Genomic DNA, 25,918 nt, shown 5'->3' on the forward strand with positions numbered 1-25,918 from the left:
GCGGCCTGCACGACGCGATCCGGGCCCAGCTCGCGTTGGCGGACGACCTGCTGCCGCGCGACACCAAGCGGGCCGCAGCGTCCATCTCCATGGCCTGGAGCCTGTCGTCCAACCGGGTGCTGCACTTCGATCGACTCACCTCACCGATGAGCACGGACCCGGGAGCCTTCGTGGCAACCTTTCGGGCCAGCACCGCAGCGCGAAAGCTGTCCCAACCGCGCGGCCGACGCACCCCGGCCGCCCCGGCGCCGACCGACCGCCCACTGCGCCTGCTCGTGACGAGGTTGATCAACGACAACTTCCTGTCGGAGATTCTGGAGCGCTACCGGGCCATGCCGAACGTCGAGGTCCGATTCCTGGACCTCCACGAGGATGAGGTGACCCGCCCGCTCGCGCTCAGCGGCAGCACCGTCATGGAACACCTGCTGGCCGGTGACTCGTCCTATGGCGCCAAGATCGAGGAGTGGCTCCGGCCGCACCTCGACTGGGCGGACACCGTCTTCGTCGACTGGTGCCAAGCCGCCGCGGTGCTCTTCACCCTGCACGACCCGGGCAGCACCCGGATCATCGTCCGGCTGCACAGCTTCGAGGCGTTCAGCTTCTGGCCACACCTGGTGGACTTCTCCCGGGTCGACGACGTCGTCTTCGTCTCCGACCACCTGCGCGACCTCGCCACCGCCGTGCTGCCGCAGCTCACCGATGGGCCCCGCCTCCGGGTCATCGACAATGCGATGGACCTGCAGCGCTACCCACGGTCGAAGCCGGCCGACGCCCGGTTCAACCTCGGCATGGTCGGGTTCAGCTCGGTGGCCAAGGACCCGCGGTGGACGATCGAGGTGCTGCGGAAGCTGCGCGAGCGGGATGAGCGGTACCGGCTGACGCTGATCGGCAGCAACTTCAACGACCGGACCAGCAAGCCCGCCAAGGACTACGGCAAGCTGCTCAACCAGGACCTGGCGGAGTTGGAGCCGCTGGGGGCCGTGCGGCGCTACGGGCAGACCGACGACGTCCCGGCCGCACTGCAGGAAGTCGGCGTCATCGTGAGTTCCTCGGTGCGCGAGAGTTTCCACTGCGGCCTGGTGGAGGGCGCCGCGAGCGGGGCGGTGCCGGTGGTGCGTGACTGGCCGTTCTTCGCCGGCAAGCCACACGGCGCCCGAACCCTCTTTCCGGCCGACTGGGTGGCCGAGAGCCCGGCTGAGGCGGCGGAACGGATATTCGCCGCCACCGCCACCGAGGAGCAGTGGCGGGAGATCGGCCAGGCCGCGGCGGAACACGCGCTGAAGATTTGGGACTGGAGCGTCACCCAGTCCGGCTTCGACCGGCTGCTGCTCGACGACTGAGCCGCCGGCGAGGCGGAACAACAGGTACCGAAAGGGGGGCTTGGCTGACTGGCCAAGCCCCCCTTTCGGTCAACTCACGGGCAGTGAGGAGCGCTGCGCCACGGTCGACGGGGTGGTCGTGCGCTGCGCCGGGGCCTTCGGGCGGTCCGGCAGCAGACGGGTGTAGACCTCGTCCATCACCCGCGCCTGGGCCTCCCAGGTCCACTGGTCGAGCACGCCCGGCCGGTCGTACGCCGCTCGGTACCGCTGCGGGTCGGCCAGCACCTCCCGCACAGCACGCAGGTAGTCGTCCAGATCCTCGGCCCGGAAGACCTCGCCCTGGCCGATGGCCCGCGTCGCCTCGGCCATGGCCTTGACGTCGCTGATAACCATCGGTATCCGGCCGTGCGCGTACTCGAAGAACTTGGTGATCAGCGCCAACTCGTGGTTGGGCTTGTGGTGGATCGGGATGACGCCGAGGTCGGCCGGGGCCACGAACGCGGAGACCTGCCAGTGCGGCACGTACGGCAGCAGATGCACCCGGTCGGCCACCCCCAACTCGGCGGCGAGTTCCTCCAACTCGTACATGATCGGGTGCTTGCCGTTGAGGGGCACCGACACGAGCGCGACGTGCGCGTCGGGCATCCGGGTCAGGCCTCGGATCATGATGTCGACCCCGCGGGACGGGTTGATGCCACCGCAGTAGACCAACAGGGGCGTACCCGCGTCGATCCCGCACAGCGCCCGGATGTCGGGAACCGGCGACGCCCGCTGCTCCGGGGTGAGCTCGGCGGGCGGAGCGTTCAGCACAACCGCCGGCTGCTCGGGCAGGTCGTGCGTCTCCCGAAGCAGATCGGCCAGGGTCGAGGAGACGGTCATGACGCTGTCGGCGTACGGGGCGTGCTCGCGGACGTAGGCGATCTGAGCCGGCAGCCAGCGAAGGTTCGTGGGCCGACCGATGATGCCGGGCACGAACTCGTGCGCGTCCCAGACCAGCTTGACGTCCCGCCCAGCGGCGCGGGCGCGCATCGTCGCGCGCGCGCCCACGCCGAGCATCCGGAAGTCGTGCGCGTGGATCAGATCGGGCTGCAGCTTGTCCACAACCGGCCCGAAGGCCAGTTCGAAGTCCCACAGCTCCGGGTCCAGGCGGCGCCACGCCCGGTCACCGTGCAGGCGTTGCCAGAGCCGCAGCGCGGTCCGGTCCAGCAGGGCGTTCGGGTCCTGCTGGCGCTCCTGGAGGCGCTGCGACTCGCGGGTCCGAAGCTTGATCCACCGGAACTTCGCCTTGTTGAGGAAGTACGGCACGGCCAGGCGGGCCTTGCCGGCCAGCTCCACCCAGCGCGGCCCGCCCGCACGACGGGCGACCTTGATCTCGGCCAGCCGGAAGGTGAGGTCGTTGCGGCGTGCCTTGAGCACGTTCAGGTGCCGCTTCGCGGTAGGTCCCGGCTTGTACGCCAGCGGGCGGCGCAACAGCGCGCGGCGGTGGGTGATCGGGTGTGGAATCCGCCGCGCCACCCGGATCAGCCGGACCTCGGCGTCACCGATCCGCCACGTGTCCTCGGCGTTGCTGCCCTTGAGGATGCCGACGAGGATCACCTCCCAGCCGGCCTCGGCGGCCGACCGGGCGGCCTTCTGCACGCGGGAGTCACCGTGGACTCCGTTGTCGACAAGCATCACCACCCGCCCTCGGGTCGGCCGGGCGTCGGTATCCGGGACAGCTTGCATCGGGTGCCTTCTCCTTGTTCAAAGTCCTGCTCGGGCGCGAATCAGCGTCCGCCGGCACCGGTCGCCGGTCGCCGCGCGACGACCGGTGCCGATCACCGGAGGAAAGAGTCGAAGACCTGCGCGGTGCGCCGGCCGTCGTGGTGTTCACGGACATAACGGGGACCCTCCGCGGCGAGGGCTGTCGCCCCGGCACGGTCGTCGAGCAACGACTCGATCGTCTTGACGAGCGTGGTGGGCGTGGCGTTGGCGATCGGCGGCTGGATGCAGGCCGCGCGGTGCGCGCTCTCGCTGAGATACGCCACCACCACCTTACCGGCGGCCATCCCCTCGCAGGAGAACGTGCCGTAGCTTCCCATCACCAACTGGTCGACCACGATGTCGCAGTCCTGCACCAGGCGGCGCATCTCGTGGTGCGGCAGACCTTCCACCAGGCGCAGTTCGATGATCCGTCGCTCGTCCAACTCCTGTAACCGCGGCAGGAGCCGGTCGGTGCCCTTGGTCCACCGCTTCGACGGCGCGTGCAGCACCACCGGCCGGGCGCGCTCCAGCACCGGGCGGTCGCAGGCCCAGTCGTCCACGTCGACGATCAGCGGCGCCCAGGTGGCGAACGGCACGTCGTCCAGCAGGTCGGGGGTGGTCACGAAGAAGGGCAGGCCGCTCTCCTCGGCGGTGCGCCGGTTCCGCTCGGCCACCGTGGTGAGCCGCTCGCGCAGGTCCTCGTCCGCGTCCCGGAACGCGGACTCGGCGTGCCGCTCCAGGTGCGCGCCCGGATGGCGGATCTCGCTGCCGTGCGCCAGCAGCGCGACCTTGATCCGGGCCCGGCGCAGCGCGGGCAGGTCGGCGGAGATGTCGTCGCCGTTGCCCCGGCCGAGCACCGGGCGGAACGCGTCCACGATCAGGTGCGTGTACCAGCCGAGCACCCGGCGGGCCTGCTCCACCTGCACGTCGAGGCGGTGCTCGCCGGGGTAGTTCAGGTAGCGGTCGGCCGGGTAGCGGTAGGTGGCCGGCGGCTTGGCCATCACCAGTTCGACGCCGACGTCGGCCCGGGCGGCGGTGAGGGCCACCGCCAGGGCGGAGAGCTGCCCGGCGTAGTTCGCGGTGCCCAGCCCCAACCGGATCGGCCCGGCGCCGAGCGCCCGCCAGGGACCCGGCGTGCCGGCCTCGATCGGCGCGACCGGGGGCTCCTCCGGCGCGGGCGGCTCGTCGCCGCGCTGCCGGGCCCGCTCCACCGCCCTGGTGAAGGAGGGCAGCGAGCCGGGCGCGAAGAGGTCACCGCCGCCGTGCCGGGCCAGGTGTTCGCGCACCACCCGGCTGTCGGCGGCGACCACCCGCAGCCCGGCGGCGAGGAACGTGTCCAGCAGGTCGAGACCGGCGTCCGGGTCGAACCCGAACACCGCCACGTCCGCCGGGGCGAGGAACGCCGCGGTCACCGTACGCGGGCGCGGCACCTCGTGGATCCGCCGCCGGGCGTTGCCGGCCTCGCGGATCAGGTCCTGGGTGGCCGCCCGCTCCGCCTCGTCGCGGACCAGCGCGAGGTGGAACTCGGGCAGCCGGGCCAGGGCGCGGATAACGCCGGCCAACGCCCGGTCGCCGGTGACCCCGCCGGCGTGCACCAGCAGGGGTGTGCCGGCGGGGAGCTCGCACAGCTCACGTACCGAAGGGGTCTGGAAGGGCCGGGCGCCGGCGGCGGCCCGGCGGAGCGCGATGCGCCACCGCCGGGGAATTCGCCGCCGCACCGCCGAGACCGTCCGCCGCACCGGCGCCGGGCTCATCGCAGTGCCGGCTCCGCGTCGCTGCCGCTGGCCGCGACAGACACGACCTTGCCGTCGGCGGACGACTCCAGCAGGGCGGCCGCGACCTGCACGGTACGCAGACCCTGCCGCAGCGTGACGATGTCGCTCTGCTTGCCCTCCACCGCGTCGCGGAAGCGCTCGTGCTCGACCAGCAGCGGCTCCCGCTTCGGGATGGCGTAGCGGACCATGTCGCCCTCGGCCACGCCGCGGAACGCGCGCAGCGCCTCCCACTCGGTGTCGATGGCGGCGTTGGCGTAGAACGTCAGGTCGGCGGTGAGCGTGTCGGCCACGAAGCAGCCCTTGTCACCGGTGACCACTGTCGACCGCTCCTTGAGCGGGCTGAGCCAGTTCACCAGGTGGTTGACCATCGTGCCGTCGGCGAGCTGGCCGACCACGGCGACCATGTCCTCGTGCAGCCGGCCGCTGCGCGAGACGGTGCGGGCGGCGACCGAGCTGTACTGCTGGCCGGTCACCCAGGCGGTCAGGTCGATGTCGTGGGTGGCCAGGTCCATCACCACGCCGACGTCGGCGATCCGGTGCGGGAACGGGCCCTGGCGCCGGGTCACGACCTGGAACACCTCGCCCAGCTCACCCGCCTCCAGGCGGGTACGCAGGCTCTGCAGCGCCGGGTTGTAGCGCTCGATGTGCCCGACGCCGGCGACCAGGCCGGCGTTCTCGAACGCCTCGACCAGACGGGTGGCGGCGTCGACGGACTGGGCGAGCGGCTTCTCGATGAGCGCGCAGACGCCGTTGGCGGCCAGCTCCATGCCGATCGGCTCGTGCAGCGCCGTCGGGCAGGCCACCACCGCGTAGTCGACGCCGAGGGCGAGCAGGTCGCTCAGCTCGGGCACGACGGGCGCGCGCAGCGTGCCGGTCACGTCGCCGGCCGGGTCGACCACACCGACCAGCTCGACGCCGTCCAGGTTGGACAGCACGCGGGCGTGGTTGCGGCCCATCGCGCCGAGGCCGATCAGGCCGGCCCGCAGCTTCCGTCCGCCGTCGCTCATCGGGCACCCCCGGCCAGGTTCGCGCCCTCGGCGATCCGCTCCAGCTCGGCCTGGCTCAGCGACGGGTGCACCGGCAGCGAGACCACCTCGGCGGCGGCCCGCTCGGTCTCCGGCAGATCCCACGGGCCCGGCTTGCCGTCGGCGGTGAGGTACGGCTTGAGCCGGTGGATCGGGGTCGGGTAGTAGACCGCGTTGCCGATGCCCAGCTCGGTGAGGCGGGCCTGGGCGGCGTCGCGGTCGCCCCGCACCCGCACGGTGTACTGGTGGTAGACGTGCTTGGCGCCGTCGGCGACCGGCGGGGTGACCATGCCGGTGATCGCCGAGTCGAGGTACTTGGCGTTGGCGCGGCGCTGCTCGGTCCACTCGCCGAGCTGGGTGAGCTGCACCCGGCCGATCGCGGCGGCCACGTCCGTCATGCGCATGTTGGCGCCGACGATCTCGTTGGCGTACCGCTGCTCCATGCCCTGGTTGCGCAGCAGCCGCAGGGTGCGGGCGAGGTCCGCGTCGGCGGTGGTGATCATGCCGCCCTCGAGGGAGTGCATGTTCTTGGTCGGGTAGAAGCTGAAGCACCCGGCGGTGCCGAACGCGCCGACCGGGGTGCCGTTCAGCTCGGCGCCGTGCGCCTGGGCGGCGTCCTCGACCACGGCCAGGCCGTGCTGCTGCGCGATCGCCATGATCCGGTCCATCGCGGCCGGGTGGCCGTAGAGGTGCACCGGCATGATCGCGACGGTCTTCGGCGTGATCGCGGCGGCGATCGCCTCCGGGTCGACGCAGAAGCTGCCCGGCTCGATGTCCACGAAGACCGGCTCGGCGCCGACCAGCCGGACCGCGTTGCCGCTGGCGGCGAAGGAGAACGACGGGACGATGACCTCGTCGCCCGGGCCGAAGCCGAGCGCCATCAGCGTCAGCTGGAGCGCGGAGGTGCCGGAGTTGACGGCGACGCAGTGCCGGCCGCCGACCAGGTCGCCGAACTCCTCCTCGAACGCGGCGACCTCGGGGCCCTGCACGACCCGGCCGCTCCGCAGCACCCGGACGGCCGCCTCGATCTCGGCCTCGCCGATGATCGGCCGTGCGGGGGGAATGAACTCTGGATGCGGCCCGACCATGGGGCTTCCTCCTGTCGACGCGTGGTTCATGAGGGACATTTCGGGGGATGGTACCGGTCTGTCGGGAAAACCAACGGGTTGCACTGATTGTCCGACCGGATGTGACCTTCTGTTCATGATCGACGACGGCCCTCCGGGGGCGGCCCGGGGTTCAGACTTCCACCTCGTCGCGTACAGGCCCCACGCATGCTACCCGCAGCGCGGCGACGATCGCGGCCGCCATCCGGGGCACCTCGGTGGGCTCCAGCGCGGCCCGGGAGATCGCCATCCGCCAGTAGACCGGGCCCACGATGAGATCGACGGCGGCGCGCCGGTCCGTGTCCGGGGACAGCTCACCGCGCTCGACCGCCCGGCCGATCAGGATCCGCCCCACGGCCTGCTGGTAGTCGTCCAGCGCGGCCTGCAACTTCTCCGCGATCTGCGGGTTGCGGGCCGCCTCGGCCAGCAGGTCCGGGATGATCTGCGCGGCCAGCCGGTGACGCAGCGCGCGCGCCATCACGTGCAGCAGGATCTCCAGGTCACCGAGGAGGCTGCCGGTGTCCAGCAGCGGGATGTTCCGCCCGGCCACCGCCGAGACCATGTCCAGCACCAGGTCGAGCTTGGAACGCCAGCGGCGGTAGATGGCGGTCTTGCTCACACCGGCCCGGCGGGCGACCGCCTCGATGGAGAGGCGACCGTAGCCCACCTCGGCCAGTTCCTGCATCACGGCGGCGCGGATGGCACTGGTGATCTCCCCGCGCAGCACCGCCGCGCCGGCCGGGGCACGCCTCTTCTCGGTCGTCACGTGGAACAATGTAGCGCAACGACGGTACGGTTGCGTCCCGACGTTCGGTGGACTACCTTCCATGCAGCAGCGAGGCGGCTCCTCCCCGCCCGGCCACGCTGGATCTCATTCACCGCACTGCTCCCCATCAGCACGAAAGATCGGAGCGCCTGAACATGGCCAACACCGCGGTGGCCGACCCCGAATCCGGACTGACCCGGGCCCAGCTGGCCCAGCGGTACGGGCTACGGGTGGCCGGGGAACGACCGGCTCTGGGTGAGTACGCCCGCAGGTTGTGGGCGTACCGGCACTTCATGACCGCGTACTCGCGGGCGAAGGTCGCCTCCTCGCTGAGCAACACCCAGCTCGGTCAGCTCTGGCAGGTGCTGACACCGCTCACCAACGCGGCGGTCTACTTCCTGATCTTCGGCGTGATCCTGGGCCAGCACCGGAACGTGCCGAACTTCATCGCGTACCTGTGCACCGGTGTGTTCATCTTCATCTTCACGCAGACGGCGGCGACGAACGGCGTCAGCGCGATCACCGGCAACCTGGGCCTGATCCGGGCGCTCCAGTTCCCCCGGGCCGCGCTGCCGATCACCGTCACGCTCGTGCAGCTCCAGCAGCTGCTCATGTCGATGGTGGTGCTGGCCGGCATCGTGCTCGTCACCGGCGAGCCGATCACCTTCCGCTGGATCCTGATCGTCCCGATGCTGCTGCTGCAGACGATCTTCAACGTCGGGCTCAGCATGGTGATGGCCCGTCTCGGCTCCAAGGCCACCGACCTCAAGCAGATCATGCCGTTCGTGATGCGCACCTGGCTGTACGCCTCCGGCGTGCTCTACCCGGTGGCGCTCATCCGCGAGCACCTGCCGTCGTGGGCGGCCAACATCCTGGAGTGGAACCCACCGCTGGTCTTCATCGAGCTGGCCCGCTACGCGCTGCTCGACTCGCACCAGGCGAACCTGGTGAGCTCCCCGCTGAAGCTGTGGGCGCTCGGCCTGTTCTGGGCGGTCGTGATGGGCATCGGCGGGTTCGTCTACTTCTGGCGCGGAGAGAAGGAGTACGGCCGTGGCTGAGCAGACCCTGCCGCTGAACGCCGGCCCGGTGACCGACTCGGGTCGCGTCCCCACAGTCGTGGTGGACGACGTGCACGTGATCTACCGGATCCACAAGGGCGCGACCGGCGGCACCACCCCGGTCTCCGCGCTCAAGCGGATCGTCTCCCGCAGCAAGGCGCCCAACATCCGCGAGGTGCACGCGGTCAAGGGCGTGAGCTTCACCGCGTACGAGGGTGAGGCGATCGGCCTGATCGGCAGCAACGGCTCCGGCAAGTCCACACTGCTGCGCGCCATCGCCGGCCTGCTGCCGCCGGCCCGCGGGGCCGTCTACACCAAGGGCCAGCCGTCGCTGCTCGGCGTGAACGCCGCACTGCTGAACGACCTGTCCGGCGAGCGCAACGTGGTGCTCGGCTGCCTGGCCATGGGCATGCCGCCGGAGGAGGTCAAGCGGATCGCCCCGGAGATCATCGAGTTCTCCGGGATCAACGAGCGCGGCGACTTCGCCTCGCTGCCGATGCGCACCTACTCCTCCGGCATGGGCGCGCGGCTGCGCTTCGCGATCTCCTCGGCGAAGAAGCACGACGTGCTGCTCATCGACGAGGCGCTGGCCACCGGCGACCGCAAGTTCCGCGTCCGCAGCGAGCAGCGGGTCCGCGAGCTGCGCGACAGCGCCGGCACCGTCTTCCTGGTCAGCCACTCGATCGGCTCGATCCGGGACACCTGCGAGCGGACCATCTGGCTGGAGAGCGGCGTCCTGAAGATGGACGGCCCCACCAAGGAGGTCTGCGACGCGTACGAGAACCAGAAGTAGCGCCCTGGAGCGCACCGCACCGGGTTCCGCCCGGAGCGGTGCGCTCCGGCGTACGCGTTAATGTTTTCGGATCCATCCCCTTTCACCCAGAGTGAGGTACGGCAATGACGCAGGACCACACCACCGCACCGGACGCCGCGCCGGCGAACCCGGCACCCTGGCGCCCCGCGCGTACGGTGGCCGTGATCCTCGCCGGGGGGACCGGCACGCGCCTCGGGCTGGGCATCCCGAAGCAGCTCCTCAAGATCGCCGGTAAGCCGATCATCGAGCACACCCTCGCCGTCTTCGAGGCCGCGCCGGAGATCGACGAGATCATCGTGCTGATGGCCACCGGTCACGTCGACGACGCCCGGCGCATCGTCGCCGACGCCGGCTTCCGCAAGGTCACCAAGGTGATCGAGGGCGGCGAGACCCGCAACGACACCACCCGGATCGCGCTCGACGCGGTCGGCGAGGGCGACGTCAACATCCTCTTCCACGACGCGGTCCGCCCGCTGGTCAGCGCCCGGATCGTGCGCGAGTGCGTGAACGCGCTCTGGACGTACTCGGCGGTGGACGTGGCCATCCCGTCCGCCGACACGATCATCCAGGTGGACGCGGACGACTGCATCACCGACATCCCGGTCCGCTCCCGGCTGCGCCGCGGCCAGACCCCGCAGGCGTTCCGCTCCGGCACCATCCGGGAGGCGTACCGCCGCGCCGAGGGCGACCCCGACTTCGCCGCCACCGACGACTGCGGTGTGGTGCTGCGCTACCTGCCCGGCACGCCGATCAAGGTGATCGACGGCTCGGACGAGAACATCAAGGTCACCCACCCGGTCGACGTGCACCTGGCCGACAAGCTGTTCCAGCTCGCCGCCGCCCAGGCGCCCCGCCTGACCGACCACCGCAGCTACGCCGAGGAGCTGACCGGCCGGACCATCGTGGTCTTCGGCGGCAGCTACGGCATCGGCCACGACCTGGCCGAGCTGGCCCGTGGCTACGGCGCCCAGGTCTTCCCGTTCAGCCGCTCCACCACCGGCACGCACGTCGAGCGCGCCGAGGACGTGGCCGCCGCGCTGAAGACCGCGTTCGAGGCGACCGGCCGGATCGACCACGTGGTGGTCACCGCCGGCATCCTGGAGAAGGGCGCGCTCGCCGAGATGGACTCGGAGACGATGGACCGTCTCCTGCACGTCAACTTCGTCGGCCCGGTCACCATCGCGCGCCAGTCCCTGCCGTACCTCCAGCAGACCAAGGGCCAGCTGCTGCTCTACACGTCCAGCTCGTACACCCGGGGCCGGGCCCGCTACGCGCTGTACTCGGCCACCAAGGCCGCGCTGGTCAACCTGACCCAGGCGCTCGCCGACGAGTGGGCCGAGTTCGGCGTACGGGTCAACTGCGTCAACCCGGAACGCACCGCCACCCCGATGCGGACGCGGGCGTTCGGCGAGGAGCCGGAACACACGCTGCTCTCCTCCGAGGCGGTCGCGCAGGCGTCCCTGGACGTGCTGATCTCCGAACTGACCGGCCAGGTGGTCGACGTACGCCGGTCCCCCGGCGAGCAGGTCGCCGCCGTACCGGCCCAGCCGGGCCCGCACCGGTCCGAGCTGTCCGCCGACGCCTGAACCCGACGGGACGTACCAGATGCGTGGTGACCTGGTCCGCAAGCTGCTCGCCCGAGTGCTGACCACCGGGCTGGCGGTGCTGGCCTTCCTCGTCGTGGCGCTCACCGGCGCCACCGGCTGGGGCCTGGCCCTGGCCGTCGCGGCGCTCGCCGCCACCGCCTGGGAGCGCCGGGTCCGGCCGTCCGCCGACGGCCTCGCCGAGACGGTGCTCGTCGCCGCCGGCATCCTGGTCGGCTACGCGCGGCGCCTCGACGGCGGCTTCGACCCGGCGCTGGCCGCCACCGCGCTGGTCCTGCTCGGGCTGGTGCTGCTGGTCGGGCCGCTGCGGCAGGCCGGCGCGCTGGAGATCCGGGCGGCGCACCTCCCGGTCCGCACGTGGACACCGGTCGTCGCCGCCCGGCTCGGCGACGCGCTGCTGGTGCTGCTCGCCGTGGTGGCGCTCGCCGCCGCCCTGGCGCTACCCGCCTGGTCGGCGCTCGCCGCCGCGCTGCTCGTCGGCGCCGGGTGCGGGGCGGTCGCGCTGGATCTCGCCCGGCGCCGGTTCCGCCCGCCCGCCGGAGGTGGCCCGGTCGGCCGGGCGCTGCGCCGCCATCAGCCCGAGTTCCTGCTGCACTTCTCCGCGCCGCCCGGCTCGGAGTACCAGGTCACCATGTGGCTGCCGTACCTGGAGCGGATCGGCCGCCCGTTCGTGGTGGTGCTGCGCGAGCCGGAGTTCCTGTCGACGGTGGCCGCCGCCACCCGCGCCCCGGTGGTCCTCTGCCCCACGCTGAAGGCGCTCGACGAGGCGCTGGTGCCGAGCCTGCGGGTGGCGTTCTACGTCAACCACGGCGCGAAGAACGCCCACGTGATCCGGTTCAACCAGCTCACCCACGTGCAGTTGCACCACGGCGACAGCGACAAGGCCCCCAGCGCCAACCCGGTCTCGGCCATCTTCGACAGGATCTTCGTGGCCGGTCAGGCCGCGATCGACAGGTACGCCCGCGCCGGCGTGGAGATCCCCGCCGACAAGTTCGTCGTGGTCGGCCGGCCCCAGGTCGAGGCCATCGAGGTACGCCGGGAGCCGGTCACCGCACCGGCGCACCCCACGGTCCTCTACACCCCGACCTGGACCGGGCACCACGCCGACGCGAACTACTGCTCGCTGCCGGTGGCCGAGACGCTGATCCGCCGGCTGATCGACCGGGGCGCCGCGGTGATCCTGCGCGCCCACCCGTACACCGGCAAGAACCCGGCCTCGGCCCGTCAGCTCGCCCGGCTCACCGAACTGCTCGCCGCCGACCGGGCGAAGACCGGCCGGCCGCACCTGTGGGGCGCCGCCGCGAGCCGCGAGCTGACGCTCACCGAGTGCGTCAACCGCGCCGACGCGCTGGTCTCCGACGTGTCCGGGGTCATCTCCGACTGGCTCTACTCCGGCAAGCCGTACGCGGTCACCGACACCGGCGCCGACGGCGAGCACTTCGTCGAGCGGTTCCCGCTCGCGGCGTCCGGCTACGTGCTGCGGCGTGACATGTCCAACGTGGACGAGGTGCTCACCGACCTGCTCGACGCCGACCCGAAGGCGGCGCAGCGCTGGGCGGCGCGGACCCGGTACCTGGGCGACTTCCCCGCCGACGGGTACGCCGAGGCGTTCCTCACCGCCGCCCGCCGGGAGCTGGAACCCAACTGGGCGGTCCCGGCGCCGCGCGCCGGGGTGTAGGCCCGCTCAGAGGTACGGGTCGAGCAGGGCGAGCACCGCCTCCGGATCCTCGACGTGCGCGTTGTGGCCCAGCCCGGGCAGCGTCGCCACCGGCGCGCCCAGCTCCTTGAGCTGCGCGTCGGTCACCATCGGGTCCAGCTCGCCCCGGGCCAGCAGCACGGGCACACCGGTGGCGGCCAGCAGGGCCGGCAGCCGGGGCTCCCCGACCGCGAACGCGGCCGGGTCCATCGCGAGCCGCCAGCGGCCGTCCACCCGGCGCAGCCCCGCCTCCACCACCGGATGGTCCGGTGCGAACAGCCCGGCGAGCCCGGAGACCCGCAGGTAGCGGCGGGCCGCCTCGTCACGGGTGGCGAACCAGGTGACCGGCCGGGCGGCCAGTTCCGCCGACTTGGCCAGTTCGGCCGGGGACCAGACCGCCTTGATGCCGAGCCCCACCACCGCGTCGACCGGAAGCCCTCGCTGCCGGGCCGCGAGCGCCAGCGCCACCACGCCGCCGAGCGAGTGCCCGAGCAGCACCAGCCGGTCGTCCGGGCTGAGCCGGACCGGGCCGAGCCCGTCCACCACGCGCTGGGCCAGGGCCTCGAACGAGTAGCCGTCGAGCGAGGGCGACCAGCCGTGTCCCGCGAGGTCGGGGGCGAGCCAGCGGCCGGGCCAGCGGCGTTCCAGCAGCGGCGCCCAGGGCAGCCACACCTCGCCGGTGGCACCCATGCCGTGCAGGAGAATCAGGTGCCGCTTCCCCGTCACATCGCCCATTGGCGCAGTCTGCCACCGCCCGCACACGACACGCGAGACCGAACCCACCAAGCCGGCGCCCACCAGCCCGTCGACCTTGCGGTTCCGGCCCGCGGGATGCCCGGCTTGCGCGCTTTGACGGGGCCACAAGTGCAAGATCAGCGGGGCGGGGCGGGACGGGGAAGGCCGGCACCCCGGGGAGCGGGGTGCCGGCCTTCGGGCCGTGCGGGAGTCAGGCGGAGTAGCCGCGCGTGGAGACCCAGTGCGCCAGGTCGATCGTGGTGACCCAGTACGACGGCAGCGACGGGTCGGCCGAGTCGGCGATGCGTACGGTCCGGCCGTCGTCCTTGTAGCCGACCACAGCGACGTAGTGGCCGCCCGGGAACGAGTGCCAGCCGCCGTTGGTGTCGGTGGCGGTACCGGCGACGTTCGCGACGACCGCGCGGCCGTTGCTGATCGCCTCGACCACGTCGGCCTGGAGCCGGTCCATCTGGGCCGGGGTGGCGGTGCCGGGAATCATGCGGGTCCGGTACGGGTTGCCCTTGACCTGCTGGTTGAGCACCCGGGTGGTGTCCTCGGCCGAGTTGGTGCCCATCTCGGTGGTGCCGAGGGGCCCGGCGAGCGCGTCCTGGCTGCGCTCGATGCCCGCGGCGCTGAGCGCGTTGCGCACGGCGGCCGGACCGCAGTAGAAGTAGTTGATCTGCGCCTGGTAGTCGTAGTCGAGCGTCTTGCTCGACGGCGGCTTCGGCTTGGCCTTCGCCGTGGTGTCCGGGTCGGCCGTGGCCTTCTTCGACGGGGAGGCGCTCGGCGACGCGCCGGGTGCGGCGGAGGCGCTGGGCGACGTCTGCGGTACGGCGATGCGGGCCTCGCTGCGGCCGGCGGCCTGCTCGCCGAGGCGGGCGGCGCCGAGATCGGCGACCGCTGCGGTGTTCTCCTGGACCGGGGCGTCGTCACCGGCGGTGGCGACGGTGCCGGCGCCGGCGCCGGCGGCCAGCACGAGCGCGACGGCCGATCCGGCGACGATCTGGTACGGGCGTTCGGTGACGATCCGTCGCAGCTGACGCTTCAGGTGGTGCTTCACGAAATCCTCCACGGGCGTGAACGGCGCACGCCGGCCCGGCACGCGGAGGAACTCGCACGTGCTCGCGGGGCCGGATGGCCGGGGGATCGGGAACGCCCGTGATGCCGGGCGCCCAGGGGGCGGTTGCCGGTCGCGCGTCAGGCGAGCGCGGGCACCGCGGTGCCGTGGAGGCGGGGGGACGATCGAGGGGTGGGCACGAGGGGTACTCCTTCCGTGGCCGCCGACCGGGTTAGCTGACGGATTCGGGCGGGAAGTACGCCCTACCGCGGGCCGTCGGCCCGCGGATTCACCCCGATGCTGCTCATGGGTCCCCGGTTCGTGAGACACGATTAGGCGGGTCGGTGCGGTGTCGCCGTCGGCGATCGGTTACCGCATCGGACGCGCCGACACTACCGGTGGGTATGTTCCATGCCAAGCGCTCTCACCTGCGCAAACGTGCTCGGCGGTAACGGATTTCGGCACACCCGGTTACTGACTTCCCTCAATGGGACAAGCCGTTTCGACAGCACCCGGCGGCGGAAAGCGGACAGACGGCGAGCAGCGACCCGGCAATTGCGCGACTCGATGACCTGTTCTGCGCCCGGCGCCCGTTTCGGCGGCCCGGGTGACCGGGCTCACCACATTCCGGGTAACGATTCGGTCGAGACGACGCCTCAGCCGACCCGGGCCGGGCGCCACCGGGCGTTCCGCACGGTTGCGGGGACCGGCAGGCCGCTCGTCGTCGCGCTGCGGTTCGCCGGTACGGGCCGCAGCGCCGCCGTGGCCGCGTACGCCTCGGCGGCGAGCGTCCGGGCGGCCTCGGCGGCGAGTTCCGCGTCCCGCCAGGCCGCCCGTTCCCGCTCGGCGGCGCTCTCCCATCCGGCCCGGCGCCCGTCCCGGACGGTGCGGGCCAGCACGATCTCCTGCTCGGCCGGGTGCCGGCGCGGATCCCACCCGTTGCGGCGCGCCAGCACGTCGGCGAGCTGACGGGCGGTCAGGTCACCCCGCCAGTGCGCCGTCATGGCGGCGTGGTGCAGCCAGCGCTCCCGGGCCGCGTACTCGGCCGGGGTTCGCGGTGTGCGCGGGGCGGCCAGCGCGGCGGCGCCGGCCAGGCGGCGGGCGGCGGCGTCCGCCTCGTCGTACGCGGTCCAGGCCCGTTCCGCCTCGTCCTGCGCGGCCAGCCACCGCTCCCGGCGGCGACGGGCCGTCTGGGCGGCCCCGGCGGCGGCCACCGCCACCTCCTCGGCGTACCGGATCAGGTCGTCGCGACGGGCGGCGTCGGCGTCGGCCGGCTCGGGGGCGGCCTCCTCCGTGGCGTCGCGTTCGGGCCGGGCGACGAGCGCGGCGAGCAGGCCCAGCGCGAGCAGCAGCAGGAAGGACCAGATGGCGGCGGCCTCGGGCACGGCGGTGAGGAAGTGGTACAGAGCGGTCTGCGACATGGTCGGCACCTCACGGGAAGGACCTGGCGGGAGGGCCCGCACGACCTCGCCGGGGCGGCCGGTGGAACGGGCGCCGAGGGCGGGTGCGGGGATGACGTTCGGTGGGTGCGAGGAACGGGCGCGGCCCGTGGGCGGATCAGCGGGCGGGCGGGGCCCGCGGGCCGGCCGGCGCGGCGGCCCGTCCGGCCGGGACCGGCTCCGGGACGGCCGGGACGGTCGCCCGGGGCGCGGGCGCCGGGACACCGGCGGGAGAGGCCGGCCGCTCGGCCACGCGGTCGGCCTCCGGCCGCGCGGCGGTCGAGGTGCCCGTGACCGTGTACGCCGAGGCGGCGACCGCCGGAGCAGGGGCGGCAGCGGCGACACCGGCCGGCAGCGTGGCGGCGCCGAACGAGCAGGCGACGACCACGGCGAGACTGGCGAGCATCCGGGCGGTCCAGCGCGCGACCCACCACACGGGGCAGGTGAGCGCGATCGGAAGCACGGGTACAAATTACCGCCGAACCCCCACGAACGCACCGCCGCACGGCGTGTCGCGGACCGACCGGCAGGCGACGGCGCGTGTCAGTCCGGGTGACGCCGCCCGGCGTACTCGATGCCCTCGGCCCGGCCGGTGACGGACGTCGCGCCGCCGTCGGCGGCCGGGGTGGCGGCGTCCTCGGCGGGCCGGCGCGGAGCCGGCACCGCCGACGCGGCGGCCGGTACGCGCGACGCCGCGCGGGCCCGGCGGGACGGGCCGAGCAGGCGCATCATCGGCACCTCCACCCAGCGGTGCAGCGCGGCGGCCAGCGCGAGCGTGACCACCAGGAAGCCGAGCACCGCGACGGGGCCGCGCCAGCCGGGCAGCCCGGTCCCCCAGTGCCCGGTCAGCCGCAGCACGGTGACCATGACCAGCACGTGGACCAGGTAGAAGGCGAACGAGACCTCACCGAGCCAGACCATCGCGCGGGACCGCCAGGGGGTGGGCCGGCCGCGCACGTCGGCGTCCGCCGCGGCGGCGATGACCAGCAGGTACGCGACCGCGAGCAGCGCCGCCCAGAACTCGGCCGGGATCCACAGCGCGGCGACCACCCAGGTGGTGACGAAGATCCCGGTGGCGACGCCGAGGTTCGGTCCCCGCCAGCGGTGCCGGCGCATCAGCTCGGCGGCGGCCACCCCCATCCAGAACTCCAGCGACCGGGTCACCGGGAAGATCTGGGTGAACCACCACCGCTGCTCCTCCGGCACCAGGTGCTGGCCGGGCCACAGCGCCAGGATGAGCAGCGGCGCCGCGATCAGGACGGTGCGCAGCACGCCGGTACGGGCCCGGCGCAGCCACGGCACCACGAGCGGCAGGCACAGGTAGAAGGCCAGCTCGCAGGAGAGCGACCAGCTCACGTTGTTGACGCTGTAGAAGTAGCCGCCGAGCGGGATCCACGCCTGGACCAGGAAGAAGTTGGCGATCGCGGCCCACGGCACGATCGGGTCGGCGAACCAGGCGGCGATCGCCACCGCCGCGACGAACGTCACCACGTGGTTCGGGTAGATCTTGGCGAGCCGGCGGCGCAGGAACGTCCACGCGCGCTCCCCGTCCCGGTACGACCAGACCAGCACGAACCCGCTGAGGATGAAGAAGAACTCGACGCCGGACAGGCCGAGGCTGAAGGCCTTGTCGATCAGGGGCTTCAGGTGCGGCTCGGCGACGATCCCCATGGTGCCGGCGTGGAAGGCGAAGACCAGCAGCGCGGCGACCCACCGCAATCCGGTCAGCGACGGCAGTCGTGGGGCACGGGTGACGGTGGGCGCGCTGGTCATTCCGGGCACCCTACCCCGGGGAACCGGGACGTTCCCGGCGAGCCGCCGCCCGCTCGGCTCCACAGCGGCGGCGGATACGATTTCCGTTCCTGCACGCGCGGGCGCCCACCCGGCTCCCGCCGCACGCCGTGCCGTACGGAAGGTGAGCGAACCGGATGCACCAGCGGATCCTGCTCCGCGCCCGCAAGGGCCCGTTCGACGTCCTCACGCCCGAGGAGACGTTCGCCGGAAACTGGATCGGGGACAACAGCGGCAACCTGGTCTTCAGCCACGCCGCGCACAAGCTGCTCGCCACCTCCACGGCCGAGATCACACCGACCCGCACCCCGGCCGACCCGCGCCTCGCCGACGAGATCAACGAGCGGCACGACGTGTTCGTCGTACCGCTCGCCAACGCGTTCCGCCGCAGCTTCGTGCACCGCCTGGCGCCGCTGACCCGGCTGATCGAGCGGCTGAAGATCCCGGTGGTGGTGCTCGGCGTCGGCGTGCAGACGAACGTCGACGGCGATCGCGAGTACCTGCGGCCGATCGACGAGCCGGTCCGCGCGTTCTGCAAGGCAGTGCTGGACCGGTCGCACAGCATCGGCGTACGCGGCGAGGTGACCGAGAGCTACCTCAACGCGCTGGGCTTCTCCGCCGTGGAGCAGATCGGCTGCCCGTCGATGTTCCTGCACGGCGACACGTTCCACCTGGAGAAGACCCGCCCGAAGCTGACCGCCGAGTCGAAGGTCGCGCTCACCATCTCCCCGTACGTCCGCTCGATGGCCTCGGTGGTCCGCCACCACCAGGAGCGCTACCCGAACCTCTGCTACGTGCCGCAGGACCTGCGGACGCTCGGCACCCTGCTCTACGGCGACGCGCCCGAGCACCGGGGCCAGAGCAGCGACATCCCGCTGCACACCTCGCACCCGCTGTTCGCCGAGGACAAGGTGCGCATGTTCGTCGACCCGTGGACCTGGATGTCGCACCTGTCCGGGTACGACTTCGCGTTCGGCACCCGCATCCACGGCACCATCACGGCGCTCGTCGCCGGCACGCCCGGCTACCTGTTCGCCCACGACTCACGCACGCTGGAACTGGCCCGCTACTTCGGCATCCCGCACCGGATCATGCGGGACGTGCCGGCCGACGTCGACGCCGCCGACCTCTACGCCGAGGCCGACTACACCGCGCTCAACGACGGCCACAAGGCCCGCTTCGAGACCATCACCGCGTTCCTGGCCAAGCACGACCTCGGCACCTCGTTCGCCGACGGCGACAGCGCCGCGCGCTTCGACCGGCGCGTGGCCGACACGGTGTTCCCGCCGGCCGTCCGGCCCGCCGCCGCCACCGCGCCGGCCGAGCTGCTGACCCGCATCGAGCGGCTGCGCGACGAGAACGCCAAGCTCACCGCCACCATCGACGGGCTGCGCTCGCAGCAGCTCCGGGAGCGGATCAAGCAGGCCGTCCCGGGCAAGGTCCGCCGGATGCTGCGGCGCTGACCGTCGTACGCCTGTTCGAGTGCACGGTACGATCGGCGGCGTGTCCGACGCGTACCAGCCCTCGATGCTCGACCTGGCCGAGCAGGGCCCGGCCCTGGGCCCGCTCGCCGGTCGGCTGCGCCGGCACGAGCTGAGCCGGGGCGCCTGGGTCGACCACCTGCCCGGCTGGGTGCGCGGCTCCGACGAGGTGCTCGGCACGCTGCGCCACGAGGTGCCCTGGCGGGCCGAGCGCCGCACCATGTACGACACCGAGGTCGACGTGCCCCGGCTGCTCTGCTGGTACGCCGCCGGCCGGCCGCTGCCGCACCCGGTGCTCACCGCGGCCCGGGACGCGCTCACCCGGCACTACGCGCCCGAGCTGGGCGAACCGTTCGTCACCGCCGGCCTGTGCCTCTACCGCGACGGGCGCGACAGCGTGGCCTGGCACGGCGACACCCACGGCCGCTCCGCGCACACCGACACCATGGTGGCGATCGTCTCGTTCGGTTCCCCGCGCGCGCTGCTGCTGCGCCCCCGCGGCGGAGGCGGCGGCAGCCTGCGGTTCCCGCTCGGCCACGGCGACCTCGTGGTCATGGGCGGCTCCTGCCAGCGCACCTGGGAGCACGCGGTGCCGAAGACCACGCGCCCGGTCGGCCCCCGGGTCAGCGTCCAGTTCCGTCCCACCGGCGTCGCCTGAGGCCGGACCGGGCCCACATCCGGGCAGCGCACGTGCTAGAAACAACTCCCAGGGTCGATCACGCCCCCGTCACCCGATGACGCGAAGGGCGACCGATGACCCAGTCCCCCACCTCCCGCTGGTCCCCGTGGACCCTGCACGGCGACGGCCGCCAGGTACGCCCCGGCGACGTGGTCCGGCCCGACGAACGACTCTCCTGGCCGCGCACCATCGGCGTGGGCGTGCAGCACGTGGTCGCCATGTTCGGCGCCACCTTCACCGTCCCGCTGATCACCGGCTTCCCGCCCGCCACCACGCTGTTGTTCTCCGGGCTCGGCACGCTGCTGTTCCTGCTGATCACCGGCAACCGGCTGCCCTCGTACCTCGGTTCGTCGTTCGCCTTCATCGCGCCGGTGCTGGCCGCGAAGACCGACGGCGGCATCGGCGCGGCCCTCGGCGGCATCGTCGTCGCGGGCGTCGCGCTCGCGATCGTCGGCGTGGTGGTGCAGGTGGCCGGTTCCCGCTGGATCGACGCCCTCATGCCGCCGGTGGTCACCGGCGCGATCGTCATGCTGATCGGCCTCAACCTCGCGCCGGTCGCCTGGGACGGCGGCGGCTCCGGCACCGGCGTGAAGGCGCAGCCGCTGATCGCCGTGATCACCCTCGTCGCGATCCTGCTCACCACCGTGCTGTTCCGCGGCTTCGTGGCGCGCCTGTCGATCCTGATCGGCGTGGTGGTCGGCTGGGTGCTCGCCGCGCTCACCGGCAACCTCGACCAGCAGGCGGTCAGGGGCCTGCGCCAGGCGGCGTGGGTCGGCTTCCCCGAGTTCCACACGCCGAGCTTCGACGCGCGCGCCGTCGTGCTGGTCATCCCGGTGATCCTCGTGCTGATCGCGGAGAACGCCGGGCACGTCAAGGCGGTCGCCGCGATGACCGGCCGCAACCTGGACCGCGACATGGGCCGGGCGCTGCTCGGCGACGGCGTCGCCACCGTGCTGGCCGGGTCCGGCGGCGGTTCCGGCACCACCACGTACGCGGAGAACATCGGCGTGATGGCGGCGACCCGCGTCTACTCCACCGCCGCGTACTGGGTGGCCGGCGGCACGGCAATCCTGCTGGGGCTCTGCCCGAAGTTCGGCGCGCTGATCCTCACCGTCCCGGCCGGTGTGCTCGGTGGCGCCACCACCGCCCTGTACGGCCTGATCGCCATCCTGGGCGCCCGGATCTGGATCGAGAGCCGGGTCGACTTCCACGACCCGATCAACCTGTTCACCGCCGCGGTGGCGGTGATCGTCGGCGCCGCCAACTACACGCTGACCGCCGGCGACCTGTCGTTCAACGGCATCGCCCTGGGCACGGCTGCCGCCCTGGCGATCTACCACGGCATGCGCCTGATCGCCCGCCTGCGCGGCACCACCCCCGAGTCCCGCCAGTCCCCCGAACCCGAACTCTGACCCCACCCGCCCCGGGCCCCGCCCTGCCCCTGCCCCCACCCCCGCCCTGCCCCGGCTGCGTCGATCATGAGGTTGGCCGCATTCGGTGTCCGTTTTGTCGCCGCTAACCTCATGATCGACCGTGCGGGGCAGGGTGGGAATGTCCAGACACCCGGAATTCGCCGGGCGCCCAGTTCGCCAGGGGCGCCCGCTGCGGTGATCAAGGAGTTTAGGGTCGGCAGACGGCTCGAAGCGGCCACTAACTCCTTGGTCAACACGCGATGGGGGTGCGACCGCACACCCCAGCGCCAAGCAGCCGCCAGCCAGCCCCAGGTGCCCTGGTCCGCCGCACCACCCGCCGCGGTGATCAAGGAGTTTGCGGCCGGCGGGAGGCGTGAAGAGGCCGCAAACTCCTTGATCAACCGGGTCGATCCGGGGCCGAAAGGGGCGGGCACGAGACGGTAGGTCGGGCGGCCGGACGGCTGGGCCGCCGGCCGGGCCAGGTGACGCCGCCGCGCCCGGTGAGGCTGTCCCGTCCGGTGAGCTGCCGGGTCGGTGAGGGCGAAGGTAGGAGACGAGCGGAGCGACCGACCGGTCGGGGCGGGTGGCACACGCCGCCCGCCCCTGCCTCGTCAGTCGCGGTCGATGTGGTGGCCTACGACGGTGGGGCCGAGCATCACGGCGAAACCGGAGCCGTCGCGGCGCGGATCGGCCGGGGGCAGCTCCACCGGGTCGCCGGTGGCCGTCGCGCCCACCGGTCGCGGGCCGATCCAGGCCACCGACAGCTCCAGCTCACCCTTGAGGAACCGCTGCGCGCGCACGCCGCCGGTCGCCCTCCCCTTCGCCGGGTACGCCTTGAACGGCGTCACCTTCACCGTGGCTCCGGTCGAGGTGACCACCATCGGCTCACCGTGCTTCGCGTCGTCGGTGCGGATCGCGCCGAAGAAGACCACCCGGGCGTCGCCCGGCAGGTTGATGCCGGCCATGCCGCCGCCCTTGAGCCCCTGCGGGCGTACCACCGATGCGGCGAAGCGCAGCAGCGACGCCTCCGAGGAGACGAACGCCAGCGTCTCGGCGCCGTCGGTCAGCCAGGTCGCGCCGACCACCTCGTCACCGTCGCGCAGCGAGATCACCTCGAACTCGTCGGAACGGACCGGCCAGTCCGGGGCGCACACCTTCACCACGCCCGCCCGGGTACCGAGCGCCAGGCCGGGCGACCCCTGCGCGGACGGTCCCAGCGGAGCGAGCCCGACCACCGTCTCGCCCGGCTCCAGCGGCACCAGTTCCGCCGCCGACATGCCGCCGCGCAGCGACACCGTGCCGGACTGCTCCGGCAGCACCGGCAACGGCAACACGTCGATCTTGAACGCGCGGCCGGCGCTGGTCACCAGCAGCACCCGGCCGCGGGCGGTGGAGTGCACGATCGCGCGTACCGCGTCGTGCTTGACCCGGCCGCTGCGCCGGCGCGCCTCGGCGGCCTCCTCCGACTCGGCCGCGGTCCGCGCCACCAGCCCGGTGGCGGAGAGGATCACCTGGCACGGGTCGTCGGCGACCTCCAGCGGACCGGCGGGCACCGAAGCGGCGAGCACCTCCTTGAGGTCGCCGTCGACGAGCGTGGTACGCCGCGGCGCGCCGAACTGCTTGACCACTGCGGCCAGCTCGTCGGAGACCACCTTCCGCAGCACCTTGTCATCGTCCAGGATCTTCGACAGCTCGGCGATCTCGCCGCGCAGCTTCTCCTGCTCGGCCTCCAGCTCCAGCCGGTCGTACTTGGTCAGCCGGCGCAGCGGGGTGTCCAGGATGTAGCTCGCCTGGATCTCGGAGAGCTTGAACTTCTGCATCAGGCCGTCCTTGGCGGCCTGGGCGTCCTCGCTGGCGCGGATCAGCTTGACCACCCGGTCGATGTCGAGCAGGGCGATCAGCAGGCCGTCGACCAGGTGCAGGCGCTCCTCCCGCTTGCGCTTGCGGTACGCGCTGCGCCGGGTCACCACCTCGTAGCGGTGCGCCAGGAACACGTCGAGCAGTTCCTTGAGCCCCAGCGTGCGTGGCTGGCCGTCGACGAGCACCAGGTTGTTCACGCCGAAGGACTGCTCCAGCGGGGTGAGCCGGTAGAGGTCGGCCAGCAGCGCCTGCGGGTTCACGCCGACCTTGCACTCCACCACCAGGCGGGTGCCGTTCTCCCGGTCGGTGAGGTCCTTGACGTCGGCGATGCCGGTCAGCCGCTTGGTCTTGTTGACCTCGTTGGTGATGGCCGCGATGACCTTCTCGGCGCCGACGCCGTACGGCAGCTCGGTGACGGTGATGGCCTGCCGGCCGCGGCTGCCCTCCAGCGGGCCGATCTCCACCCGGCCGCGCATGCGCACCACGCCGCGCCCGGTCTCGTACGCGCGGCGCACCTCGTCCAGGCCGAGCAGCAGCCCGCCGGTCGGCAGGTCGGGGCCGGGCACGAACTCCATGAGCTTGTCGAGTGTGGCGTCCGGGTGGTTGATCAGCCACCGGGCGGCCTGGACCACCTCGCCGAGGTTGTGCGGGATCATGTTGGTGGCCATGCCGACCGCGATCCCGGACGCGCCGTTGACGAGCAGGTTCGGGAACGCCGCCGGCAGCACTGTGGGCTGGGTCAGGGAGCCGTCGTAGTTCGGTTCGACGTCGACGGTGTCCTCACCCAGCTCGCCGGTGAGCAGCATCGCCTCCCGGGACATCCGGGCCTCGGTGTTGTGGTTGACGAATCCACCGGCCAGGAAGGAGTGGTCAGCGGATTCCACTCGAACGGAATAGACCTCCGCCGGCTCGTCGGGAGAGACGGCGACGACCTTCTCGTACCGATAGCCCGCATCCATGACGGGCAGGATGGTGGCAAGGATTTCGGTGTCCTTGATGCGGTCGATGATGCGGAGTCGTTCGGTCTCCCACCGCTCGACACGATCGAAGTTGTGGCTGGTGAGCCACTTGCGTCCGCTGCCCCGACGATCGAAGTCGATGCTGCTGCGCACGTAGTCGGCCACAAAGGGGACGTGGTCCTGACTGAGCCGACGCGGGCGCAGCGGCGCGTGCCGCAGCATCTTGGCCAGCACCGCCTGCTTGGTGCGGAGGAAGCCGACACGAGTTGCGAAGGCCCTGATGTTTCGCGTCCCCGAGATCACCAAGCGGTGCTCCACCGAGCCACTGGGCCGGGTGTAGTGGCGTCGACAGGCGATCACGCCGAACTCCGCGAGCAGTTCTTGCACCTCCCGAGTCAGACGCTCGCTGTAGCTGGTGTACTGGATGGTGAAGCTGCTATTGGCGACGCGGACTCCGCCGTCGCCTTCGAAGAGGGCCATCAGGAAGGCCCGCTTGATGCCCCACCCTCCTGCCCAGACAAACTCGGGCACGAACTTGTCCCTCGCCTGGTGACCGATGAGCTCGGCGAGTGGACTCGCCCGGAAGGCATCCATCCCGCCTGCGACGTCCTGGACGTCGAGTTCGTGTATGCGGCGACGGTCTCGGCGCGTGTGCCGGTCGTTGACGTAGCGTCGTCCACCCACGACCTGGTCGTAGGCATGCAGAACCTCGCCGAAGAAATGCTCATCGGTATTGCTGAATCCTGCCCGCGACTCGCTCGCGAAGCCTTCGGAGACCCAGGCACCACCGAGCACCCCGAGCGTGTATTCGCGAGCGGTGGGGACGACCTGGTTCCAGGCGTTCCGAGCGATACAGACCACCGAGCCCGGCGTCACCTCGTCGAGCCGGCGCCACTGGAAGACAGGGACGCCCATCGGAGCTTCGAGGCAGAGAACCAGATGATTCTCAGTACCACGCAGGGAGAATCCGGTCTCAGTCGTGATCCGGAGCGTCGGGTGGACGCCCGAGTTGAAGACCTTGTTGACGCGAACCGCTTTGCCGTCCTTGTCGAGGACTTCGAAATCGGCCTCCGCCTCGCTGTTCGGCGGCAGGTCGACCACATCACCGATCCGTGGGCTGCTGCCACCGGCCAGGCGGATCCGGGTGTCACCCACGACGCAGTAGCGGGCCGCGGCCGGGCCGTCGTCCGGGCTGCCGAAGTTGCCGTGCCCGTCGATCAGCGGGACATTGAGCGAGAAGTCCTGCGCCAGCCGCACCATAGCGTCGTAAATCGCAGTATCACCGTGCGGATGGTACTTGCCCATCACATCACCGACAATTCGGGCGCTCTTGACGTGGCCGCGGTCCGGGCGGTGGCCCTGCTCGTGCATCGACCAGAGGATGCGCCGGTGCACCGGCTTGAGCCCGTCGCGCGCGTCGGGCAGGGCGCGGGAGTGGATGACCGAGAACGCGTACTCCAGGTAGGAGTCCGAGACCTCGGTGACCAGCGGGTTGTCGAAGACGCGAGCGCCGGCCTGGTCGAAGGCGGCCAGGTCCGCCTTCGCGCGGTCGTCCTTGCGGCGTGCCATGGTGCGGTTTCCTTCCGAGACGAACCCGTT

At 72.1% G+C, this 25,918-nt stretch carries 18 protein-coding genes, 3 pseudogenes and 1 riboswitch; of the genes and pseudogenes, 8 read left to right on the plus strand and 13 right to left on the minus strand.

Annotated elements, in window-relative coordinates:
• The first annotated feature begins 89 nt into the window (after positions 1-89).
• Positions 90-1,340, plus strand: a complete 1,251-nt coding sequence (locus ABIH81_RS28645) for a glycosyltransferase family 1 protein (RefSeq protein WP_349877982.1) — start codon at positions 90-92, stop codon at positions 1,338-1,340.
• A 69-nt stretch (positions 1,341-1,409) separates the two neighbouring features.
• On the opposite strand, the gene ABIH81_RS28650 is transcribed toward ABIH81_RS28645, so the two are convergent.
• From ABIH81_RS28650 to ABIH81_RS28670, 5 genes are all read right to left on the minus strand, one after another.
• On the minus strand, positions 1,410-3,044 hold the full coding sequence (locus ABIH81_RS28650; protein ID WP_349877983.1) for a glycosyltransferase family 4 protein: 1,635 nt from the start codon (positions 3,042-3,044) through the stop codon (positions 1,410-1,412).
• Between the two features lie 92 nt (positions 3,045-3,136).
• A complete protein-coding gene (locus tag ABIH81_RS28655) occupies positions 3,137-4,816 on the minus strand; it encodes a glycosyl transferase family 1 (protein WP_349877984.1) in 1,680 nt (559 codons plus the stop codon).
• On the minus strand, positions 4,813-5,844 hold the full coding sequence (locus ABIH81_RS28660) for a Gfo/Idh/MocA family oxidoreductase (RefSeq protein WP_091423607.1): 1,032 nt from the start codon (positions 5,842-5,844) through the stop codon (positions 4,813-4,815). The genes ABIH81_RS28655 and ABIH81_RS28660 overlap by 4 nt, the downstream gene beginning before the upstream one ends.
• Positions 5,841-6,950, minus strand: a complete 1,110-nt coding sequence (locus tag ABIH81_RS28665; RefSeq protein WP_349877985.1) for a DegT/DnrJ/EryC1/StrS family aminotransferase — start codon at positions 6,948-6,950, stop codon at positions 5,841-5,843. Before ABIH81_RS28665 ends, ABIH81_RS28660 begins: the two co-directional genes overlap by 4 nt.
• A gap of 151 nt (positions 6,951-7,101) precedes the next feature.
• Positions 7,102-7,734 carry a TetR/AcrR family transcriptional regulator gene (locus ABIH81_RS28670; protein ID WP_349877986.1) on the minus strand — a complete coding sequence of 211 codons (633 nt, stop codon included), beginning with the start codon at positions 7,732-7,734 and terminating at the stop codon, positions 7,102-7,104.
• 155 nt (positions 7,735-7,889) lie between these two features.
• On the opposite strand from ABIH81_RS28670, the gene ABIH81_RS28675 reads away from it, so the two are divergent.
• From ABIH81_RS28675 to ABIH81_RS28690, 4 genes are all read left to right on the plus strand, one after another.
• The gene (locus ABIH81_RS28675) at positions 7,890-8,792 is read left to right on the plus strand and encodes an ABC transporter permease (protein WP_349877987.1); all 903 of its coding nucleotides are present in this window, start codon (positions 7,890-7,892) and stop codon (positions 8,790-8,792) included.
• On the plus strand, positions 8,785-9,585 hold the full coding sequence (locus ABIH81_RS28680; protein WP_349877988.1) for an ABC transporter ATP-binding protein: 801 nt from the start codon (positions 8,785-8,787) through the stop codon (positions 9,583-9,585). Before ABIH81_RS28675 ends, ABIH81_RS28680 begins: the two co-directional genes overlap by 8 nt.
• A 104-nt stretch (positions 9,586-9,689) precedes the next feature.
• Complete coding sequence (locus ABIH81_RS28685) at positions 9,690-11,192, plus strand: bifunctional cytidylyltransferase/SDR family oxidoreductase (RefSeq protein ID WP_349877989.1); 1,503 nt, start codon at positions 9,690-9,692, stop codon at positions 11,190-11,192.
• Between the two features lie 19 nt (positions 11,193-11,211).
• A complete protein-coding gene (locus tag ABIH81_RS28690) occupies positions 11,212-12,888 on the plus strand; it encodes a CDP-glycerol glycerophosphotransferase family protein (RefSeq protein ID WP_349877990.1) in 1,677 nt (558 codons plus the stop codon).
• Positions 12,889-12,894: 6 nt separating this feature from the next.
• On the opposite strand, the gene ABIH81_RS28695 is transcribed toward ABIH81_RS28690, so the two are convergent.
• The 5 genes from ABIH81_RS28695 to ABIH81_RS28715 form a co-directional block, all read right to left on the minus strand.
• On the minus strand, positions 12,895-13,641 hold the full coding sequence (locus ABIH81_RS28695) for an alpha/beta fold hydrolase (protein ID WP_349877991.1): 747 nt from the start codon (positions 13,639-13,641) through the stop codon (positions 12,895-12,897).
• A gap of 211 nt (positions 13,642-13,852) precedes the next feature.
• On the minus strand, positions 13,853-14,701 hold the full coding sequence (locus ABIH81_RS28700; protein ID WP_349877992.1) for a C39 family peptidase: 849 nt from the start codon (positions 14,699-14,701) through the stop codon (positions 13,853-13,855).
• A gap of 203 nt (positions 14,702-14,904) precedes the next feature.
• A riboswitch (cyclic di-AMP (ydaO/yuaA leader) is annotated at positions 14,905-15,047 on the minus strand.
• 307 nt (positions 15,048-15,354) lie between these two features.
• On the minus strand, positions 15,355-16,119 hold the full coding sequence (locus tag ABIH81_RS28705; protein ID WP_349877993.1) for a hypothetical protein: 765 nt from the start codon (positions 16,117-16,119) through the stop codon (positions 15,355-15,357).
• Between the two features lie 136 nt (positions 16,120-16,255).
• Positions 16,256-16,600, minus strand: coding sequence for a hypothetical protein (locus ABIH81_RS28710; protein WP_349877994.1), 345 nt, complete (start codon positions 16,598-16,600; stop codon positions 16,256-16,258).
• 80 nt (positions 16,601-16,680) lie between these two features.
• Positions 16,681-17,910, minus strand: coding sequence for an acyltransferase (locus ABIH81_RS28715; protein WP_349877995.1), 1,230 nt, complete (start codon positions 17,908-17,910; stop codon positions 16,681-16,683).
• Between the two features lie 155 nt (positions 17,911-18,065).
• Here ABIH81_RS28715 and ABIH81_RS28720 point away from each other — a divergent pair, with 155 nt between their 5' ends.
• The 3 genes from ABIH81_RS28720 (at position 18,066) to ABIH81_RS28730 (ending at position 21,500) form a co-directional block, all read left to right on the plus strand.
• On the plus strand, positions 18,066-19,391 hold the full coding sequence (locus ABIH81_RS28720; RefSeq protein ID WP_349877996.1) for a polysaccharide pyruvyl transferase family protein: 1,326 nt from the start codon (positions 18,066-18,068) through the stop codon (positions 19,389-19,391).
• A gap of 40 nt (positions 19,392-19,431) precedes the next feature.
• A complete protein-coding gene (locus ABIH81_RS28725) occupies positions 19,432-20,067 on the plus strand; it encodes an alpha-ketoglutarate-dependent dioxygenase AlkB (RefSeq protein WP_349877997.1) in 636 nt (211 codons plus the stop codon).
• A 95-nt stretch (positions 20,068-20,162) separates the two neighbouring features.
• Complete coding sequence (locus tag ABIH81_RS28730) at positions 20,163-21,500, plus strand: solute carrier family 23 protein (protein WP_349877998.1); 1,338 nt, start codon at positions 20,163-20,165, stop codon at positions 21,498-21,500.
• Positions 21,501-22,111: 611 nt separating this feature from the next.
• On the opposite strand, the pseudogene ABIH81_RS28735 reads toward ABIH81_RS28730, so the two are convergent.
• From ABIH81_RS28735 to ABIH81_RS28745, 3 pseudogenes are all read right to left on the minus strand, one after another.
• Positions 22,112-24,193, minus strand: a pseudogene (locus tag ABIH81_RS28735) (DNA gyrase subunit A); the annotation flags it as partial.
• Between the two features lie 441 nt (positions 24,194-24,634).
• Positions 24,635-25,474, minus strand: a pseudogene (locus ABIH81_RS28740) (LAGLIDADG family homing endonuclease); the annotation flags it as partial.
• Between the two features lie 6 nt (positions 25,475-25,480).
• Positions 25,481-25,888 (minus strand): annotated as a pseudogene (locus tag ABIH81_RS28745) (DNA gyrase subunit A); the annotation flags it as partial.
• Between the last annotated feature and the right edge of the window lie 30 nt (positions 25,889-25,918).

Source organism: Micromonospora sp. HUAS YX12 (genome assembly GCF_040215685.1).
Lineage (GTDB): Bacteria > Actinomycetota > Actinomycetes > Mycobacteriales > Micromonosporaceae > Micromonospora > Micromonospora tulbaghiae.

Coding starts and splice junctions, on each gene's coding strand:
- ABIH81_RS28645 (WP_349877982.1), top strand. CDS start 90: ATGGCCTGGAGCCTGTCGTCCAACCGGGTGCTGCACTTCGATCGACTC.
- ABIH81_RS28650 (WP_349877983.1), bottom strand. CDS start 3,044: ATGCAAGCTGTCCCGGATACCGACGCCCGGCCGACCCGAGGGCGGGTG.
- ABIH81_RS28655 (WP_349877984.1), bottom strand. CDS start 4,816: ATGAGCCCGGCGCCGGTGCGGCGGACGGTCTCGGCGGTGCGGCGGCGA.
- ABIH81_RS28660 (WP_091423607.1), bottom strand. CDS start 5,844: ATGAGCGACGGCGGACGGAAGCTGCGGGCCGGCCTGATCGGCCTCGGC.
- ABIH81_RS28665 (WP_349877985.1), bottom strand. CDS start 6,950: ATGGTCGGGCCGCATCCAGAGTTCATTCCCCCCGCACGGCCGATCATC.
- ABIH81_RS28675 (WP_349877987.1), top strand. CDS start 7,890: ATGGCCAACACCGCGGTGGCCGACCCCGAATCCGGACTGACCCGGGCC.
- ABIH81_RS28685 (WP_349877989.1), top strand. CDS start 9,690: ATGACGCAGGACCACACCACCGCACCGGACGCCGCGCCGGCGAACCCG.
- ABIH81_RS28690 (WP_349877990.1), top strand. CDS start 11,212: ATGCGTGGTGACCTGGTCCGCAAGCTGCTCGCCCGAGTGCTGACCACC.
- ABIH81_RS28695 (WP_349877991.1), bottom strand. CDS start 13,641: ATGGGCGATGTGACGGGGAAGCGGCACCTGATTCTCCTGCACGGCATG.
- ABIH81_RS28705 (WP_349877993.1), bottom strand. CDS start 16,119: ATGTCGCAGACCGCTCTGTACCACTTCCTCACCGCCGTGCCCGAGGCC.
- ABIH81_RS28715 (WP_349877995.1), bottom strand. CDS start 17,910: ATGACCAGCGCGCCCACCGTCACCCGTGCCCCACGACTGCCGTCGCTG.
- ABIH81_RS28720 (WP_349877996.1), top strand. CDS start 18,066: ATGCACCAGCGGATCCTGCTCCGCGCCCGCAAGGGCCCGTTCGACGTC.
- ABIH81_RS28730 (WP_349877998.1), top strand. CDS start 20,163: ATGACCCAGTCCCCCACCTCCCGCTGGTCCCCGTGGACCCTGCACGGC.